We start from the raw sequence: 15,885 nt of genomic DNA, 5'->3' as shown, positions 1-15,885 counted from the left end.
ACCGAAGCCCGTGGCTGACGTCTAACGGCCACTATTGATCAGGAGTTTCTCGATGAACGTTCGTCTGCTGGGTGTGGCCATGGCCCTTGGTTTGTCCCTTCCTGTGGCCGCTCAGGCGCAGATGCTGCAACCGGGTTTGTGGGAATTGACTTCGAGCAACATGAAGGTTGATAACCAGGACCTGCCGGATCTGCAATTGATCCTCGGCCAGTTGCAAAGCCAGATGACCCCGGAACAACGGGCACAGCTGGAAAAGCAGGGCATCACCATGGGCGGCAAAGGGATTCGGGCGTGCCTGACTCAGGCCCAGGTCGCCTCCGACAACATTCCGCTGACGGACCCGCAATCGGGCTGCAAACAGGAAATCACCGACCGTAACGGCAACCAGTGGAAATTCCGTTTCAGTTGCCCGAAAGCGCAAGGTGCGGGTGTGGCGACGTTCCTCAGTGATCGCGAGTTCACCACCAAGGTCAACGGTACGTTCAACGCGACCGGCATTCAGCAGAAGGGCAGTCTTGATACTCGCGCCGTCTGGTTGGGTCAGGATTGCGGGACTGTGAAGCCAAGAGCCTAAAAGCATCGCGGGCAAGCCTTGCTCCTACAGGCGGTGATACCTGTAGGAGCAAGGCTTGCCTGCGAAGGCGTCAGCTCAAACACCACAATCTTTCGGGTGTAAAAACCCACACACCTCATCAATCCGCATCCGCCCAAAATCCTCCCCGCTGCCACTGCGCACGCTGACGAACCCGCCGTCCTTTTCCTTTTCGCCGACCACCAACAAGTACGGCACGCTGCGTTCGCTGTGCGCGCGGATCTTGTAGCCGATCTTCTCGTTGCGCAGATCCACATGGGCGCGTACACCGTTGCGCCGCAGTTGCTCGGTGACCGACTGGGTGTAATCGATCTGGCGCTCGTCGATGTTCACCACCATCACCTGAGGCAGTGTCCGCCACTCATCCAGCTCTTGTTGGCAGGACCAGCAGGTGCCGTAGATCCGTTGCAGCGACTCACCGCCGACATGATCAAGGGCAAAGGCTTGCAGTACCTTCGTGGCAGGAACATGAGGACCCTTGGTCAAATATTCGGCGTCGCCCAAGCGGTACACCGAATGCCGTTCGGTCGAACTTAGCGGCTTCTGCCGGATGGAGTGGTTGGTGGCCGCCAGGGTACGCATCCGCGCTTCAATCGGGGTCAGGTCTGCCTGCGTTAGCACCCGCTCCAAGGCAAACTCATAAAAGAACCCGTCGCCCAGCGCCGATCCCTTCAGCAACAACACGCTCGGATACAGCTGTTTGACCGCCATCGCCAGCATCAGCGCGCAGGAACGGCGCAGGATCTCCAGCCCATCCGGCTCCTGAGGCGTGACAATGCTGACCCGAGCATCGCCCTCGATCATGTATCCACAATCCACCAGCCGGCCGTCCACCCGACCCGCGACGGCCGCTTGGGCCAGCGCAAGCCCGATACTCGCCGCCACTTCGTACACGGACAGTGGCTGATCGTATTCACGCTGTGAGCCGTCGGGCAGGGTGATGTGGATCATGTCTGGCGTTCTCGGCAGTGGCGTTAGCGCATAAACCGCAGGGGCAGTCCCTGACAGTTGTCATGTAGACGATTGGCGTGCCAGGCAATTTGCCCCGACACCAGCGTGGTGCTGACACTGTGGCGAAAACGATGGCGGGCGAAGGGCGTCCAGCCGCACTGGGAGAGGATCGGTTGTTGGGAAACGGTAACGCCATCGGGCTCGGGTTTGATCAGCACCAGATCGGCCCAATAGCCTTCGCGTAGATAACCACGATCGGGAATGGCAAACAAATCGGCGACACGGTGACTGGTTTTGGCCACGAGGGTGGTGATCGGCAGCACGTCATCCGCCACCAGTTCCAATAACGCGGGGAGGGCGTGTTGTACCAATGGCAGACCTGACGGCGCCTCACGGTAAGGCCGCTGTTTTTGCGCCCAAGTGTGTGGGGCGTGATCACTGCCGATGACGTCCAGCCGATTGCTCAGCAAGGCCTGGCGCAAGGCATCGCGGTCGGCCTGGGATTTGATCGCAGGGTTGCATTTGATCAGGTTGCCCAGCAGCGCGTAGTCGCGATCATCGAACAGCAAATGATGCAGGCAGACTTCGGCGGTGATGCGTTTTTGCGCCAGTGGCCGGTCGTCGAACAACTCCAGTTCGCGCGCCGTGGTCAGGTGCAAAACGTGCAGACGGGTGCCATGACGCTTGGCCAACGCCACGGCCATCGAGGAAGAGCGATAGCAGGCCTCGGCATTGCGAATCAGCGGATGGGCGGCAGCCGGGATGTGTTCGCCGAACAGTTCTTGCAGGTTCGCGGCGTTGGCCTCGATGCTCGGTGTGTGTTCGCAGTGGGCCAACAGAATCGTCGGGACATCGGCGAACAGCCGCTCGAGAATCCTCGGGTCGTCCACCAGCATGTTGCCGGTGGACGCGCCCATGAACACTTTGACCCCGGCGACTTCGCAAGGGTTGAGCGCGGCGACGGTGTCGAGGTTGTCGTTGCTTACGCCAAAGTGAAAGCCGTAGTTAGCGACAGAGTTCATCGCTGCCCGGCGCTTTTTGTCGGCCAATGCGTCGAGGGTGAGGGTGGCCGGGTTGGTGTTGGGCATGTCCATGAAACTGGTGATGCCACCGGCCACCGCTGCCCGGGATTCGGTGTAGAAGCTGCCCTTGTCCGGCGCCCCGGGATCACGGAAATGCACCTGGTCGTCGATCATGCCCGGGATCAGCCACTGACCCCGGGCATCGATTTCCACGCTCGCCGTTTCGCCTTCGATGCTGCCGGCGATCTTGACGATCCGGCCATTGCTCACCAGCAGATCGGCATCAAACTCGCGACCTTCGTTCACCAGCCGGGCATTGCGAATCAGCACGCTGCTCATGGTCAGAACTCGTTCTGCAGTGCTTTGTAGCCGCGTACCAGATCGACGTTGGTACGCGCCACGTCCTCGGAAAACTCCGAGGCACTGACGCTCACCGGCGGGAACTGCGACAGATCGGTGCCGGGGCCGATGCGCGTAGTGGACGGCACGTAGAAGGCATCGGGCAAGTCCCGGCCGTCGACTACCGAGTTGTGCCGTACCACGCAGCCGTGACCGACCACGCAGTTGAACAGCACGCTGTTGAAACCGATGAATACCCGATTGCCGACGGTGCAGGGCCCGTGAACGATGGAGCGATGGGCGATGGAGCTGAACTCGCCGATGGTCACCGCCGCGCCGGATTTGGAATGGATCACCACGCCGTCCTGGATGTTCGAGTTGGCGCCGATGGTGATCGGCTCCATCTCGCCGGAGGCGTCGACTTCGTCGGCACGAATCACCGCGTAGGGACCGACGAACACGTTCTCGCCGATCAGCACTTTGCCGCAGATGATCGCGGTTTTATCCACGTAGGCGGACTCCGCGATCACCGGCAAATCACCTGAGGGATTCTTTCGGATCATGGCTTGCTCAATGCGTCGTACAGGGTGTTGAGGTTGTATTCGAACAACCCGGCGAAGGTGCTGGCCGGACCGGTTGCCGCCAGAGCATCGGAGTACAACGTGCCACCGATGTGCGCGCCGCTTTCATCGGCAATCTGCTTGAGCAGGCGCGCGTCCTTGATGTTTTCCATGAACACCGCTTTGACCTTGGCCTGGCGGATCTGGGTGATCAGCGCCGCCACTTCCGCTGCCGACGGTTCGCGCTCGGTGGACAGACCTTGAGGCGCCATGAAGTCGATGCCATAGGCCTGGCCGAGATAACCGAAGGCGTCATGGGAGGTGACGATCTTGCGGTTGCCCGGTGGCAGCGAACCGAACTTGGCTTTGGCTTCGGCGAGCAGGGCGTAGACCTGTTTCAGGTAAGCCTGGCTGTTGCGCTGGTAGTCGGCCTTGTTCGCCGGATCAGCCGCGATCAGCGCTTTGGTAATGTTGGCGATGTACAACTCGGTGTTCGCCAGGTTGTGCCAGGCGTGCGGGTCGGGAATGGTTTCGCCGTCTTCATCCAGCGAGCGCGGGATCACGCCGTGGCTGGCGCTGATCACCGGGGCTTTGGTTTCGGTGCTGGTCACCAGGCGATCCAGCCACGGCTCGAAGCCGAGGCCGTTCTTGATGATGAGCTTGGCCTTGAGCAAGGCTTTGGCGTCGTCCGGGGTTGGCTCGTACGTGTGGGCATCGGCGTCCGGGCCGACCATGTTGGAGATCTGGATATGATCGCCGCCGACCTGGTGGGTCATGTCGGCAAGGATGCTGAAGCTGGTGACCACCTGCAATTTTTCAGCGGCAGACAACGACATCGACAGCATCAAACTGAACAGCACGAGTAAAGCGCGCATCGGGAAACACCTCATTGGGATGTGAGCAAAGGCGGGCGGCGCAGCAAGCCGTGCACCGGACCGAACACCACGGACAGCAGATACAAACCGCCAGCCACCAGCACAATCGCCGGGCCGCTGGGCAGCGAGTAATAGAACGACAGCAACAAACCGAACCACACCGAGAGGCAGCCAAGGACCGCCGAAATGGCCATGAGCACCGGCAAGCGGCGACTCCAGAAACGTGAGGCGGCGGCCGGCAACATCATCAAGCCGACGACCATCAGCGCGCCGATGGCCTGGAACCCGATCACCAGATTGAGCACCACCAGGGTCAGGAATACGCCGTGGGCGAGTGGCCCGAGACGGCTGACGGTTTGCAGGAAGAGTGGGTCGAGGGTGTCGAGCAACAGCGGTTTATAGATTAGCGCCATGGCGATCAGGCTGAAGCCGGAGACCCATAACATGCCGGTCAATGTCGGGCCGTCGACGGCCAGCGCCGAGCCGAACAGCAGGTGCAAAAGGTCCAGACGCTTGCCGGCGATGCCGAGGATCAACACGCCGCTGGCCAGGGAGATCGGGTAAATCGCCGCGAGGCTGGCGTCTTCCCGCAGGCCGGTGCGGCGGGTGATCCATGCGGCGAGACCGGCCATGCTCAGGCCGGCGCCGAGGCCACCAATGGTTAACGCCGGAAGACTCAGCCCGGCGAACCAGAAGCCCAGCGCGGCGCCGGGCAAGATGCCGTGGGCGACCGCGTCGCCGATCAGACTCATGCGGCGCAGGATCAGAAAGACCCCCAGCGGCGCAGTGCTGCAGGCCAAAACCAGACCGCCGAGCAATGCCCGACGCATGAAGACGAACTCGTGAAACGGTTGCCAAAGCTGTGCGGCGGCGATCATCAGGCCACCTGCGTTTGCGGTTGTTGGCGAATCAGTTCGGTACTGGGTCCGAGGGTGCAACCGCTGCTTTTGATCAGCAGGGTTTGAGGAATGTGTTGGCGAACGGCGGCCAGGTCGTGGCAGACGACGACCAGGGTTCGACCTTCGGCGTGCCAGGCGTGGATATGTTTCCAAAGCAATTCCTGGCCGAGTTCATCGAGCGCCGCGTGGGGTTCGTCGAGGAGCAGCAAGGGGGCTTCGGCGAGACTCAAACGGGCGAGCAGGGCGCGTTGTAATTCGCCGCCAGAGAGCGCCATCAACGGGCGATGCTCCAGGCCTGACAGGCACCAATCATTGAGTACGGCTTTGAGTTTTTGGCTGCGGGCTTCGGGCGATTGTTTGCTGCCCCAGAATCCGGCGGCTACCAACTCTTGCAGGCTGATGGGGAACTGCCGGTCCAGGTGTTGTTGCTGCGGCAGGAACGAGAGGCCGCCCTTGCGTGGAACCTCCAGCACGATTTTGCCGGCCAGTGGTTTTTGCAACCCGGCGATGACTTTCAACAAACTGCTTTTACCCGAGCCGTTGGCACCGATGACGCCGGTGAGGCTTCCCTTGGGCAGTTCAAAATCCACGGCGGGCGTGAGCGGTTGGCCCGGTGCGCCCCAGCGCAGGGATTGGCAGCGGATCATACGGCCTCCCAGTTGAAACGGCTTTCGGCGACGGCGTCGTGGGCGTGGAGGCTTTCGGCGTGGACCACTCGCACGTAGAAGCCGTGGATGCCGGGGGAGCGTTTCAGCGCGAGGTTCAAGCGTCGCGCGGCGTCTTCGCAGAACATCAGGTTCTGCCCGTTGGCCAAGGCGAAGGCTTGTTCATCCGCGCGTTTGACGGCGGTTTGCACGGCGGTACCGAGGGCCGCTTCGGCGTCGTTGATGACCGCGATCAGTGGCAAGTCATCGAGATAGTCGTCCAGGCGTAGCTGCAATTGCGCGGTGCTGCGTTGACTGTGCGGTGTGGCGACGATGCCTTTTGTGGAGCCGAGCCAGGTCAACACATCGGCGTGCTGCAGCGGCGTATTGGCGAAATCATCGAGGAATTGCTGTTGGATCAGTTGCCGCGATAACGCTGCTGAACACGGGCACGTCGAGGAATAAGGCACGGCGATTTTAAGTTCCACGTGGAACATCGTGTTTTTCAAACTGGCTTCGATGCTGATCGGATAGGTTTTCCACCCCGATAACGGACTGATGAGCGCAGGCCTTTTGAGCAGCAGATCAGTGTGAATTTTCAAATAGGCGTTGTTGGATAAGCCTTCATGAGTCTCAAGAAAACTCTGCAAAACGCGGCGCAATAACCGGGGTGTGAGGTTTTCCCGCTCAAGCATTTCCAGCGCCAGATACAGCCGCGACATATGAATGCCACGGGCCTCACCGTCGTCCAGACTCACGCCGGCATCCGCCGTGGCGCTCAGCCGTTGGCCATCGAATAAAACAGGAAGAGCAATGCCGCACATGCCCACCCACTCTAGTGGCAGGGCTTGGCGTGAGGCCTGCGCGGCGATATCCGGCAGAGTCAGCGCATTCATGAGCAGGTCCATCGTGGGAGTTGATTTGGCATGTTATATTATTACATTCAAATCGACGATGCCTTTTTCACGAGCGGGCTTTCACCATGCACAGACGTCACTTGCTCAACTTGATCCTGGCCAGCGCGGCCTTCGCTTTACCCTTCAGTGTTTCGGCCACACAGATTCGCAGCGCACGACTCTGGCGTTCGGATGACAAGTTGCGATTGGTGTTCGATTTGAGCGGGCCGGTGCAATTCAAGACGTTCTCCCTGAGCGCCCCCGAACGGCTGATCATCGATCTGAGCGGCGCCAACCTCAGCGGCGACTTCACGCAGTTGGCGCTGAACAACACGGTGATCCGTTCCATTCGCTCCGGTCACTACGGTCAGGGCGATACGCGGATCGTCCTCGACCTCAGCGAGCCGGTGCAGCTCAACAGCTTTCTGTTGCCGCCACAGGACGGGCAGGGTCATCGACTGGTGCTTGATCTGAAGACGTCCACGCCAATGCAAATCGCCGCTGCGCCAAGCCGTGAGCCGGTCACCGACAAGGCTCATCCCAAGCGCGACATCATCGTGGTGGTCGATCCCGGTCACGGTGGCAAAGACCCCGGCGCGGTCGGTTCCAAAGGTGAGCGGGAAAAAGATGTGGTGCTGTCGATCGCCCAGTTGCTGGCCAAGCGACTGAAACGCGAGAAGGGCTACGACGTGAAACTGGTGCGTAACGACGACTTCTTCGTGCCGCTGCGCAAACGCGTGGAGATCGCCCGCAAGCACAACGCCGACATGTTCATCTCGGTGCACGCCGATGCGGCGCCACGACTCACAGCGTCCGGCGCGTCGGTGTATTGCCTGTCGGAGGGCGGCGCGACGTCGGCTACGGCGCGCTTCATGGCCGAGCGGGAGAACGGCGCGGACCTGCTGGGTGCCACCAGTCTGCTCAATCTCAAGGACAAGGACCCGATGCTCGCCGGGGTGATTCTCGACATGTCAATGAACGCGACCATCGCCGCCAGTTTGCAACTGGGCAGCACCGTGCTCGGCAGCCTGGCGGGCATCACCACCCTGCATCAGAAACGCGTGGAGCAGGCCGGGTTTGCGGTACTGAAGTCGCCGGATGTGCCATCTATTCTGGTGGAAACCGGCTTCATTTCCAACGCCCGGGACAGTCAGCGGCTGGTCACCGCAAGGCATCAGCAGGCCGTGGCTGACGGTTTGTTCGACGGTTTACAGCGATATTTCGAGAAGAACCCGCCGCTCAACAGCTACGTCGCCTGGCGGCAGGAGCAGAAAAAAGCCCTGGTTTAGCAGCCGGTTATCCGGCTACAGGTGAACTTGCCACTGCTGCCGCCGGAGCTGGAAAACCGATTAATGGTGGTCCAGCCAACCCGGCGGGTGTAGCCGACCCAGGCTTCGCCATCGGAGGCGAGGCCGGTGAAGAAGGTCAGTTGCCCGTAGCGACTGCTGGTCTGCGCCCAATAGCGTTTGCCGGCCACTTCAAAGCCGCGCAGATAGAGCGTGCTGCCGACGGTGTTGACGCTGTAGGCGTTGCCATCGTGGTCGACACAGGCGAGCAGATTGGCGCTGCGTGTGCATTTGGCCAGGCTCGGGATCTGGCCCCAGGCATCGACGGTGATCAATAGCGAAAGACTCAGCAGCGCGCACTTCAGGGCATTTCCCATGGCATTTCTCAAGGAGCGAACGAGCTCCAGCATCGTGCCCTTTGTCGTGGCGAACAAGAGGGGAGTGGTGTATTTGCATTGTTATACTATAACATTAACGATACATCCGCTTTTGCCCCAAGAACGTGAAGAGCTGCGCGAACGCCATCAACGGTGTTTTGACCGGCCATAGCCTGTGAGGAATACCTGATGCCCCATCGTCTCCCCGTGACCGTCCTGTCGGGTTTTCTCGGCGCCGGCAAGAGTACGTTGCTCAATTACGTACTACGTAATCGCGACAATCTGCGTGTCGCCGTGATCGTTAACGATATGAGCGAGATCAACATCGATGGCAGCGAAGTCCAGCGCGATGTCAGCCTGAACCGCGCCGAAGAGAAACTCGTGGAAATGAGCAACGGCTGTATTTGCTGTACGTTGCGCGAAGATTTACTGGAAGAGGTGAGCAAACTCGCCAAGGACGGTCGCTTCGATTACCTGTTGATCGAGTCCACCGGCATTTCCGAACCATTGCCCGTGGCCGAAACCTTCACCTTCCGCGACGAAGAAGGCCAGAGCCTGGCCGATCTCGCCCGGCTCGACACCATGGTCACCGTGGTCGACGGCATGAATTTCCTGCTCGACTACCAGGCCGCCGAAAGCCTGGCGTCCCGTGGCGAAACATTGGGCGAAGAAGATGAGCGTTCAATTACGGACCTGCTGATCGAGCAGATCGAATTCGCCGACGTGATCCTGATCAGCAAGATCGATTTGATCAGCAGCAGCGAGCGCCAGGAACTGATCGCGATCCTTGAACGGCTCAACGCCCAAGCGGACATCATCCCGATGGTCATGGGTGAAGTGCCGCTGAACAAAATCCTCAACACCGGCCGCTTCGACTTCGAAAAAGCCGCCCAAGCCCCGGGCTGGTTGAAGGAGTTGCGCGGTGAACACGTGCCGGAAACCGAAGAATACGGCATCGCATCCACAGCCTATCGCGCACGCCGACCGTTTCATCCGCAGCGCTTTTTCAGCTTCATCGACCGTCCGTGGGTGAACGGCAAATTGCTGCGTTCCAAGGGATTTTTCTGGTTGGCCAGCAAACACATGGATGCCGGGAGCTGGTCCCAGGCGGGCGGTTTGATGCGCCATGGGTTTGCCGGTCGCTGGTGGCGTTTCGTGCCGAAAACCGAGTGGCCGCAGGACGAAGAGAGCACCGCCGGGATCATGGAAAACTGGACCGCGACCACGGGCGATTGCCGTCAGGAACTGGTGTTCATCGGTCAAAACATCGACTTCGCGCAACTGACCGCCGAACTTGATAGCTGCCTGCTCACCGACGACGAAATGGCCCAAGGCATCGAAGGCTGGCGCCTGTTGCCGGACCCGTTCGGCCCTTGGCACGAAGAGGCGGCCTGAATGCTCACGTTCATTCCCGCGAAAGCGTCCGCCCGAGCCATCCGTCAGCACCACGGCGCAACCCCGAAAGTCCTGACGAAGATTCTTCACGACGACGCCAACCTCGCCGTGTGGCAACGCCAACTCCCAGTGCACATCGCCGACTTCGCCAGTTTGTTGCTGTCGCTGAATGAACCGCTGGCCGAGTCGTTGTCTCTGGAAATCGCCAACGAAGATGCCGAGCCCAACCTCAAAGGACTGGCCTCAGGCTTCAGCGACCTCGAAGGCTACGAAGGTTTTATCGCCGACGTGTCCTGGCTGGTCAGCGCTTTCGCCTGTTTGCTCGGCGCCAAGCGCATCGGCTTGCGCCTGCGGGTGCTGGATTCGGCCATGTGTCCGCGCTTCCACGTCGATCACGTCCCCGTCCGGTTGATCACCACCTACGCCGGCATTGGCAGCCAATGGCTGAAAGAAGGGGCGATGGATCGCCGAAAACTGGGCAAACCCGAGGCCGAACCGCAGTCGCCGATCCAGCAAATCAACAGCGGCGACGTGGCGCTGTTCAAAGGGGAGAAGTGGCACGGCAACGAAGGCTTCGGCTTGATCCACCGTTCGCCGCAACCGGCGCCGGGGGAGCGCCGGTTAATCCTGACCCTCGACTGGCTGAGCTAGGGTTTGAGCCAGGTGCCCTGGCTCTGCGCCTCGCAAAACGGCTGCAAATACGCCGCGTCGGTGGCCACGCCGTAATAGTGAATATCCTGGCGGTAAGGCATATTGGCGACTTGGGCGTTGCTGCACACGCCGAAAGCGCCGGTGGGGCATTGGTCGACGTACTGCACGTCGACTTTCTGGCCGGGAAGGTTTGGCTGGCAGAAACCGTCGGCGAAAAGTTTTTCCGGGATGTTGCGGTTCTGCTGGCAGACTTTCACGTCGAGCCGCTGCGCCGTGCTATGCACCACACACGCCTGGGCCAGCGCTTCGCCCGACATCAGCGCCAGCAGCAACAATCCCATCAACCGCATGCCTTACCTCCTCAGAAAACGTCGACCATGTTGCAGAACATTCCCACGCACGTCATTGCCGGCCCCTTGGGCGCGGGCAAGACCAGCCTGATCAAGCACTTGTTGGCCCAGCGGCCCGCGCACGAGCGTTGGGCGGTGCTGATCAACGAGTTTGGCCAGATCGGCCTCGATGCCGCACTGCTGACCCAGGACGCCGATGGTATCGCACTGGGTGAAGTGGCCGGGGGCTGTTTGTGTTGCGTCAATGGCGCGCCGTTCCAGATCGGCCTCGGGCGCTTGCTGCGCAAGGCGAAGCCGGATCGGTTGTTTATCGAACCTTCCGGGCTCGGGCATCCGGCGCAGTTGCTGCGGCAATTGAGCGAGGCGCCGTGGCTCGGGGTGCTGGCGGTCCAGCCTTGCGTGCTGGTGCTGGATGCCCAGGCACTGGCGGCCGGGAAGCCGTTGCCGGCGGCGCAGCAAGAGACGCTGAACAATGCGGGTTTGTTGTTGCTGAACAAGTCGGAAGGTCTTGAGGGCGGTGATCGTCGGCGAATCGCAGCGCTATTGCCGGCGCGTCCGTTGTACTGGACGCAGCAGGCCGTCATGCCATTGAGCGAATTGCCGGGGGTTGAGACCAACGCCGTGGCGGGTGTGGATAACTTTGTCGTGCCTAAGGGATTGGGGCAGATGCCGGCGATCTGGACTGATCCCGCGATGCCGATTTGCTTGAGCCAGGCACAGGAGGGCGGGTGGAGCATTGGCTGGCGCTGGCATCCGAGTCAGAGGTTTGATGCGGTGCTCGTTGGCCGGTGGCTTGAAAGCCTTGATTGGCTTCGCGCGAAAGCGGTTATCCACAGTGGTGAAGGCTGGGTTTCGGCGAATGCGCTGGATAACTCGGTGCTGGAGTGGCGACCGAGTGAGTGGCGGCAGGATTCGCGGGTTGAGCTGATCTTCAATGAACCGCAGGACGCGGCAGTGCTGCAAAGTGGTTTGTCTGGATGCCGGTTGAGGTGAAGATCAAAAGATCGCAACCTTCGGCAGCTCCTACATTTGGAATGCAATCCCCTGTAGGAGCTGCCGAAGGCTGCGATCTTTTGATCTATGGCCGCCACTTCGTATGTTCCTGGCGCCACTGACTCAGCTCAATCACCTCCGCCCGAGGCCGCGCCACATCAACCACGGGTGCGGTGTCGTCGAACGGCATCGGATACGGCGCCAGCTCAATCTGCGCACTGTGCGCACCAAACTGGGTAATGGTCCCGTTATGGCGGGTCTCGCCGGTCACCGTAAATTCAAAGTTGTACACCCGCGCCAGGCGTCGACGGCCGCTCGCATCTTTGATAAAACCGATTTTCTTCAACGCCACGTTGCCATCCAGCAGCTCGATCTGGAGCTTGGCGCAATGTTGCTTGACCCGCTCCAGCGCCCGCTCGCGCAAGCCGTGGTTGTGCCACAGCCACGCGGCGCCGGTGGCCAGCAGCATCAGCACGAAGATATTTCCGAGGGTCAGCATCAACAGGGTGCTCCAACAAGATAGTGCCAGCTTAACTGCGTCGCCGGTCTGTCGTACAGGCTGCGTTTAGTCGCATACTGCGCGGCTCGAATTTCAATCGTTTTACGGAAAACTCACCGCATGAAACGTACGCCCCATCTGCTCGCCATCCAGTCCCACGTGGTGTTCGGCCACGCTGGCAACAGCGCCGCGGTTTTCCCGATGCAGCGGGTCGGGGTGAATGTCTGGCCGCTCAACACCGTGCAGTTCTCCAACCACACGCAATACGGGCAATGGGCCGGTGAAATCCTGCCGCCGCATCAGATTCCCGAACTGGTGGAAGGCATCGCCGCGATTGGCGAACTGGGCAACTGCGACGCAGTGCTTTCGGGTTATCTCGGCAGCGCGGCCCAGGGGCGAGCGATTCTCACGGGTGTGGCGCGGATCAAGTCGATCAATCCAAAAGCGTTGTATCTGTGCGACCCGGTGATGGGTCACCCGGAGAAGGGGTGCAGCGTACCGGCCGAGGTCAGTGATTTTCTGCTGGAAGAAGCGGCTGCCGTCGCCGATTTCATGTGCCCGAATCAACTGGAACTGGACAGCTTCTCGGGGCGCAAGCCGCAGTCGCTGTTCGATTGCCTGGCCATGGCGCGAGCCCTGTTGGCGCGGGGGCCAAAGGCGGTATTGGTCAAGCATCTGGATTATCCGGGGAAGCCGGAAGAGGTGTTCGAGATGCTGCTGGTGACCGCGACCGAGAGCTGGCACCTGCGCCGGCCATTGTTGGCGTTTCCGCGTCAGCCGGTGGGCGTGGGCGACCTGACGTCCGGGCTGTTCCTGGCCCGCGTGCTGCTGGGCGACAGTCTGGTGGCGGCGTTTGAGTTCACGGCGGCGGCGGTGCATGAGGTGCTGCTGGAAACCCAGGCCTGCGCCAGCTATGAGCTGGAACTGGTGCGGGCGCAGGACCGGATCGCCCATCCGCGAGTGCGGTTTGAGGCGATGCCGATCAGTTTGTAGCGCAAGCTTGACGAAAAAGATCGCAGCCTGCGGCAGCTCCTACAGGGGAATGCGTCCTCCGTAGGAGCTGCCGCAGGCTGCGATCTTTGGCTTTAAGCGTCGCCCTTGATTTCCTGATAGCGCTTTTCCAGCTCCTGGCGAATCTGCCGACGCTGCTGCGCCTGCATGAACCGGCGCTTGTCTTCGCTGTTCTGCGGTTGCAGCGGCGGGACGGCGGCCGGTTTACGCTGGTCATCCACCGCGACCATGGTGAAGAAGCAGCTGTTGGTGTGGCGCACCGAGCGTTCGCGAATGTTTTCGGTCACCACTTTGATGCCCACCTCCATCGAGGTGTTGCCGGTGTAGTTGACCGACGCCAGGAACGTCACCAGTTCGCCGACATGAATCGGCTCGCGAAAAATCACCTGGTCCACCGACAGGGTCACCACATAGCGGCCGGCATAACGGCTGGCGCAGGCGTAGGCCACTTCGTCGAGGTATTTGAGCAGGGTGCCGCCGTGGACATTGCCAGAGAAGTTGGCCATGTCGGGAGTCATCAATACCGTCATCGACAGTTGGGCGTTTCCGGGTTCCATAGCGTTCTCACGGGTCAAGGCAGGATTTCGGGGGCGCACCTCTGCGGGTGCGTGGTCGGCTTTTCATAACCAACAGTTATCGGGACGCCGGGCAAGGGGCTGCCGTCACGCCTGGATCGATCTGTTTCCATATATTGCACCGCCTTTCTGCCGGAAGTCGCGGTGTTACGCTCCGGAAAGTCGACCTCAAGGAGCCCCATGCCATGCATGCCATCAGTTTCATACAGGATCTGGCAGTGATCATGTTGGTCGCGGGCGTGGTGACCGTGCTCTTCCACCGCTTCAAGCAACCGGTGGTCCTTGGCTACATCGTCGCCGGCTTCATCATCGGCCCGCACACGCCGCCGTTCGGCCTGATCCACGATGAGCAAACCATCAAGACCCTCGCTGAGCTTGGGGTGATTTTCCTGATGTTCTGCCTGGGGCTGGAGTTCAGCCTGCGCAAGCTGTTCAAAGTCGGGGCCACGGCGTTTATCGCGGCGTTCCTGGAAATCGTGCTGATGATCTGGATCGGCTACGAAATCGGCCGCTGGTTCGACTGGAACACCATGGACTCGCTGTTCCTCGGGGCGATCCTGGCGATTTCCTCGACCACCATCATCGTCAAGGCCCTCAACGACCTGAAGATGAAGAACGAGCGCTTCGCGCAGTTGATCTTCGGTGTGCTGATCGTTGAAGACATCCTCGGTATCGGCATCATCGCGTTGCTGTCGAGCATCGCGGTCAGCGGCACGGTCAGCTCCGGCGAAGTGTTTTCCACGGTCGGCAAGCTCTCGTTGTTCATGATCGTCGCGCTGGTCGTTGGCATCCTGCTAGTGCCACGGCTGCTGGCGTACGTGGCCAAGTTCGAAAGCAACGAGATGCTATTGATCACCGTGCTGGGCCTGTGTTTCGGCTTCTGCCTGCTGGTGGTCAAGCTCGAATACAGCATGGTCCTCGGCGCGTTCCTGATTGGCGCGATCATGGCCGAATCCCGGCAACTACTGAAGATCGAGCGCTTGATCGAGCCGGTTCGCGACCTGTTCAGCGCCATCTTCTTCGTCGCCATCGGGCTGATGCTCGACCCGATGATCCTGCTGCAATACGCCTGGCCCATCGCGGTGATCACCGTGGCGGTGGTGCTGGGCAAGATGTTGTCCTGCGGCCTGGGTGCGTTTATCGCCGGCAATGACGGACGCACCTCACTGCGGGTCGGGATGGGTCTGTCACAGATTGGCGAATTCTCCTTCATCATCGCCGCGCTGGGTATGACGCTTCAGGTCACCAGCAACTTTCTCTATCCGGTGGCCGTCGCCGTCTCGGTCCTCACCACGCTGCTGACGCCGTATCTGATCCGCGCGGCCGACCCACTGTCGATCAAACTGGCGGCGGTCATGCCGCGACGCCTGAGCCGCGTGCTGGGGATGTATGGCGAATGGCTGCGCAGCATTCAGCCGCAAGGCGAGGGCGCGCTGCTGGCGTCGATGATTCGGCGGATTCTGTTGCAGGTGGGCGTCAACCTGGCGCTGGTGATCGCGATTTTCTTCGCGGGCGCGTTCTTTGCCGAGCGCATGTCGGCTTACCTGCAAGACTGGATCGGCGACCCGAGCTGGCAGAAAGCGTTGATTTGGGGCGGGGCGCTGCTGGTGTCGCTGCCGTTTCTGATCGCCGCTTATCGCAAGCTCAAGGCCCTGTCGATGCTGCTGGCAGAGATGGGCGTGAAGCCGGAGATGGCCGGCCGCCACACGCAGCGAGTGCGTCGGGTGATCGCCGAAGTGATCCCGATTCTCTCGCTGCTGGTGATCTTCCTGCTACTGGCAGCCTTGTCGGCCAGCATTTTGCCGACCAACAAGTTGCTGGTGCTGATCGCCGTGGTCACGGCCGCTGTGGCGGCGCTGCTCTGGCGCTGGTTCATCCGCGTGCACACGCGCATGCAGGTGGCGCTGCTGGAAACCCTGGACAACCACAAGGATTCGTCCGGGCATTGACGAACGTGAGGGTGTCGGCTA

18 protein-coding genes are annotated in these 15,885 nt (G+C 60.8%); 7 read left to right on the top strand and 11 right to left on the bottom strand.

What is annotated here, in order from left to right; translation table 11 throughout:
• The first annotated feature begins 52 nt into the window (after nucleotides 1–52).
• Nucleotides 53–574 carry a DUF3617 domain-containing protein gene (locus tag V5E99_RS15775; protein ID WP_499803267.1) on the top strand — a complete coding sequence of 174 codons (522 nt, stop codon included), beginning with the start codon at nucleotides 53–55 and terminating at the stop codon, nucleotides 572–574.
• Between the two features lie 75 nt (nucleotides 575–649).
• On the opposite strand, the gene V5E99_RS15770 is transcribed toward V5E99_RS15775, so the two are convergent.
• From V5E99_RS15770 to folE2, 7 genes are read right to left on the bottom strand one after another with little or no spacing between them, the layout of a single operon-like run.
• The gene (locus V5E99_RS15770; RefSeq protein ID WP_499803266.1) at nucleotides 650–1,543 is read right to left on the bottom strand and encodes a His/Gly/Thr/Pro-type tRNA ligase C-terminal domain-containing protein; all 894 of its coding nucleotides are present in this window, start codon (nucleotides 1,541–1,543) and stop codon (nucleotides 650–652) included.
• 23 nt (nucleotides 1,544–1,566) lie between these two features.
• Complete coding sequence (locus V5E99_RS15765) at nucleotides 1,567–2,904, bottom strand: dihydroorotase (RefSeq protein WP_499803265.1); 1,338 nt, start codon at nucleotides 2,902–2,904, stop codon at nucleotides 1,567–1,569.
• A gap of 2 nt (nucleotides 2,905–2,906) precedes the next feature.
• Complete coding sequence (locus V5E99_RS15760) at nucleotides 2,907–3,467, bottom strand: gamma carbonic anhydrase family protein (protein ID WP_499803264.1); 561 nt, start codon at nucleotides 3,465–3,467, stop codon at nucleotides 2,907–2,909.
• A complete protein-coding gene (locus tag V5E99_RS15755; RefSeq protein WP_499803263.1) occupies nucleotides 3,464–4,339 on the bottom strand; it encodes a metal ABC transporter substrate-binding protein in 876 nt (291 codons plus the stop codon). Before V5E99_RS15755 ends, V5E99_RS15760 begins: the two co-directional genes overlap by 4 nt.
• 11 nt (nucleotides 4,340–4,350) lie before the next feature.
• A complete protein-coding gene (locus tag V5E99_RS15750; protein WP_499803262.1) occupies nucleotides 4,351–5,217 on the bottom strand; it encodes a metal ABC transporter permease in 867 nt (288 codons plus the stop codon).
• Nucleotides 5,217–5,885, bottom strand: a complete 669-nt coding sequence (locus V5E99_RS15745; RefSeq protein WP_499803261.1) for a metal ABC transporter ATP-binding protein — start codon at nucleotides 5,883–5,885, stop codon at nucleotides 5,217–5,219. The genes V5E99_RS15750 and V5E99_RS15745 overlap by 1 nt, the downstream gene beginning before the upstream one ends.
• Nucleotides 5,882–6,778 carry a GTP cyclohydrolase FolE2 gene (folE2, locus tag V5E99_RS15740; RefSeq protein ID WP_499803260.1) on the bottom strand — a complete coding sequence of 299 codons (897 nt, stop codon included), beginning with the start codon at nucleotides 6,776–6,778 and terminating at the stop codon, nucleotides 5,882–5,884. Before folE2 ends, V5E99_RS15745 begins: the two co-directional genes overlap by 4 nt.
• 86 nt (nucleotides 6,779–6,864) lie before the next feature.
• Between folE2 and V5E99_RS15735 the strand changes: the two genes are divergently transcribed.
• Nucleotides 6,865–8,067, top strand: coding sequence for an N-acetylmuramoyl-L-alanine amidase (locus V5E99_RS15735; RefSeq protein ID WP_499803259.1), 1,203 nt, complete (start codon nucleotides 6,865–6,867; stop codon nucleotides 8,065–8,067).
• On the opposite strand, the gene V5E99_RS15730 is transcribed toward V5E99_RS15735, so the two are convergent.
• Entirely contained in the window at nucleotides 8,064–8,441 is a 378-nt protein-coding gene (locus tag V5E99_RS15730; protein ID WP_499803258.1) for a hypothetical protein, read from the bottom strand. The genes V5E99_RS15735 and V5E99_RS15730 overlap by 4 nt on opposite strands.
• A 189-nt stretch (nucleotides 8,442–8,630) precedes the next feature.
• Between V5E99_RS15730 and zigA the strand changes: the two genes are divergently transcribed.
• Both zigA and V5E99_RS15720 read left to right on the top strand, forming a co-directional pair.
• Nucleotides 8,631–9,836, top strand: a complete 1,206-nt coding sequence (gene zigA, locus V5E99_RS15725) for a zinc metallochaperone GTPase ZigA (RefSeq protein WP_499803257.1) — start codon at nucleotides 8,631–8,633, stop codon at nucleotides 9,834–9,836.
• Nucleotides 9,837–10,487 (top strand): DUF1826 domain-containing protein, encoded by a 651-nt coding sequence (locus tag V5E99_RS15720; RefSeq protein WP_499803256.1) that lies wholly within the window; start codon nucleotides 9,837–9,839, stop codon nucleotides 10,485–10,487.
• On the opposite strand, the gene V5E99_RS15715 is transcribed toward V5E99_RS15720, so the two are convergent.
• Complete coding sequence (locus V5E99_RS15715) at nucleotides 10,484–10,837, bottom strand: hypothetical protein (protein ID WP_499803255.1); 354 nt, start codon at nucleotides 10,835–10,837, stop codon at nucleotides 10,484–10,486. The genes V5E99_RS15720 and V5E99_RS15715 overlap by 4 nt on opposite strands.
• Nucleotides 10,838–10,864: 27 nt before the next feature.
• On the opposite strand from V5E99_RS15715, the gene V5E99_RS15710 reads away from it, so the two are divergent.
• Nucleotides 10,865–11,830 (top strand): CobW family GTP-binding protein, encoded by a 966-nt coding sequence (locus V5E99_RS15710; RefSeq protein ID WP_499803254.1) that lies wholly within the window; start codon nucleotides 10,865–10,867, stop codon nucleotides 11,828–11,830.
• A gap of 85 nt (nucleotides 11,831–11,915) precedes the next feature.
• Here the strand turns inward: V5E99_RS15710 and V5E99_RS15705 are convergent, their stop codons facing one another.
• Nucleotides 11,916–12,329 (bottom strand): DUF3301 domain-containing protein, encoded by a 414-nt coding sequence (locus tag V5E99_RS15705; RefSeq protein WP_499803253.1) that lies wholly within the window; start codon nucleotides 12,327–12,329, stop codon nucleotides 11,916–11,918.
• A gap of 120 nt (nucleotides 12,330–12,449) precedes the next feature.
• Here V5E99_RS15705 and pdxY point away from each other — a divergent pair, with 120 nt between their 5' ends.
• Nucleotides 12,450–13,322, top strand: coding sequence for a pyridoxal kinase PdxY (gene pdxY / locus V5E99_RS15700; RefSeq protein ID WP_499803252.1), 873 nt, complete (start codon nucleotides 12,450–12,452; stop codon nucleotides 13,320–13,322).
• 92 nt (nucleotides 13,323–13,414) lie between these two features.
• Here pdxY and V5E99_RS15695 read toward each other — a convergent pair whose 3' ends face one another.
• Nucleotides 13,415–13,897: an acyl-CoA thioesterase gene (locus tag V5E99_RS15695; RefSeq protein WP_016772447.1), complete on the bottom strand. Its 483-nt coding sequence runs from the start codon at nucleotides 13,895–13,897 to the stop codon at nucleotides 13,415–13,417.
• A 203-nt stretch (nucleotides 13,898–14,100) separates the two neighbouring features.
• Between V5E99_RS15695 and V5E99_RS15690 the strand changes: the two genes are divergently transcribed.
• Complete coding sequence (locus V5E99_RS15690; protein WP_499803251.1) at nucleotides 14,101–15,864, top strand: cation:proton antiporter; 1,764 nt, start codon at nucleotides 14,101–14,103, stop codon at nucleotides 15,862–15,864.
• Nucleotides 15,865–15,885: the final 21 nt, after the last annotated feature.

The organism is Janthinobacterium sp. LPB2021202312-11-4, from assembly GCF_037049705.1.
GTDB lineage: Bacteria > Pseudomonadota > Gammaproteobacteria > Pseudomonadales > Pseudomonadaceae > Aquipseudomonas.
This window is presented reverse-complemented; position numbering and strand designations above follow the sequence as displayed.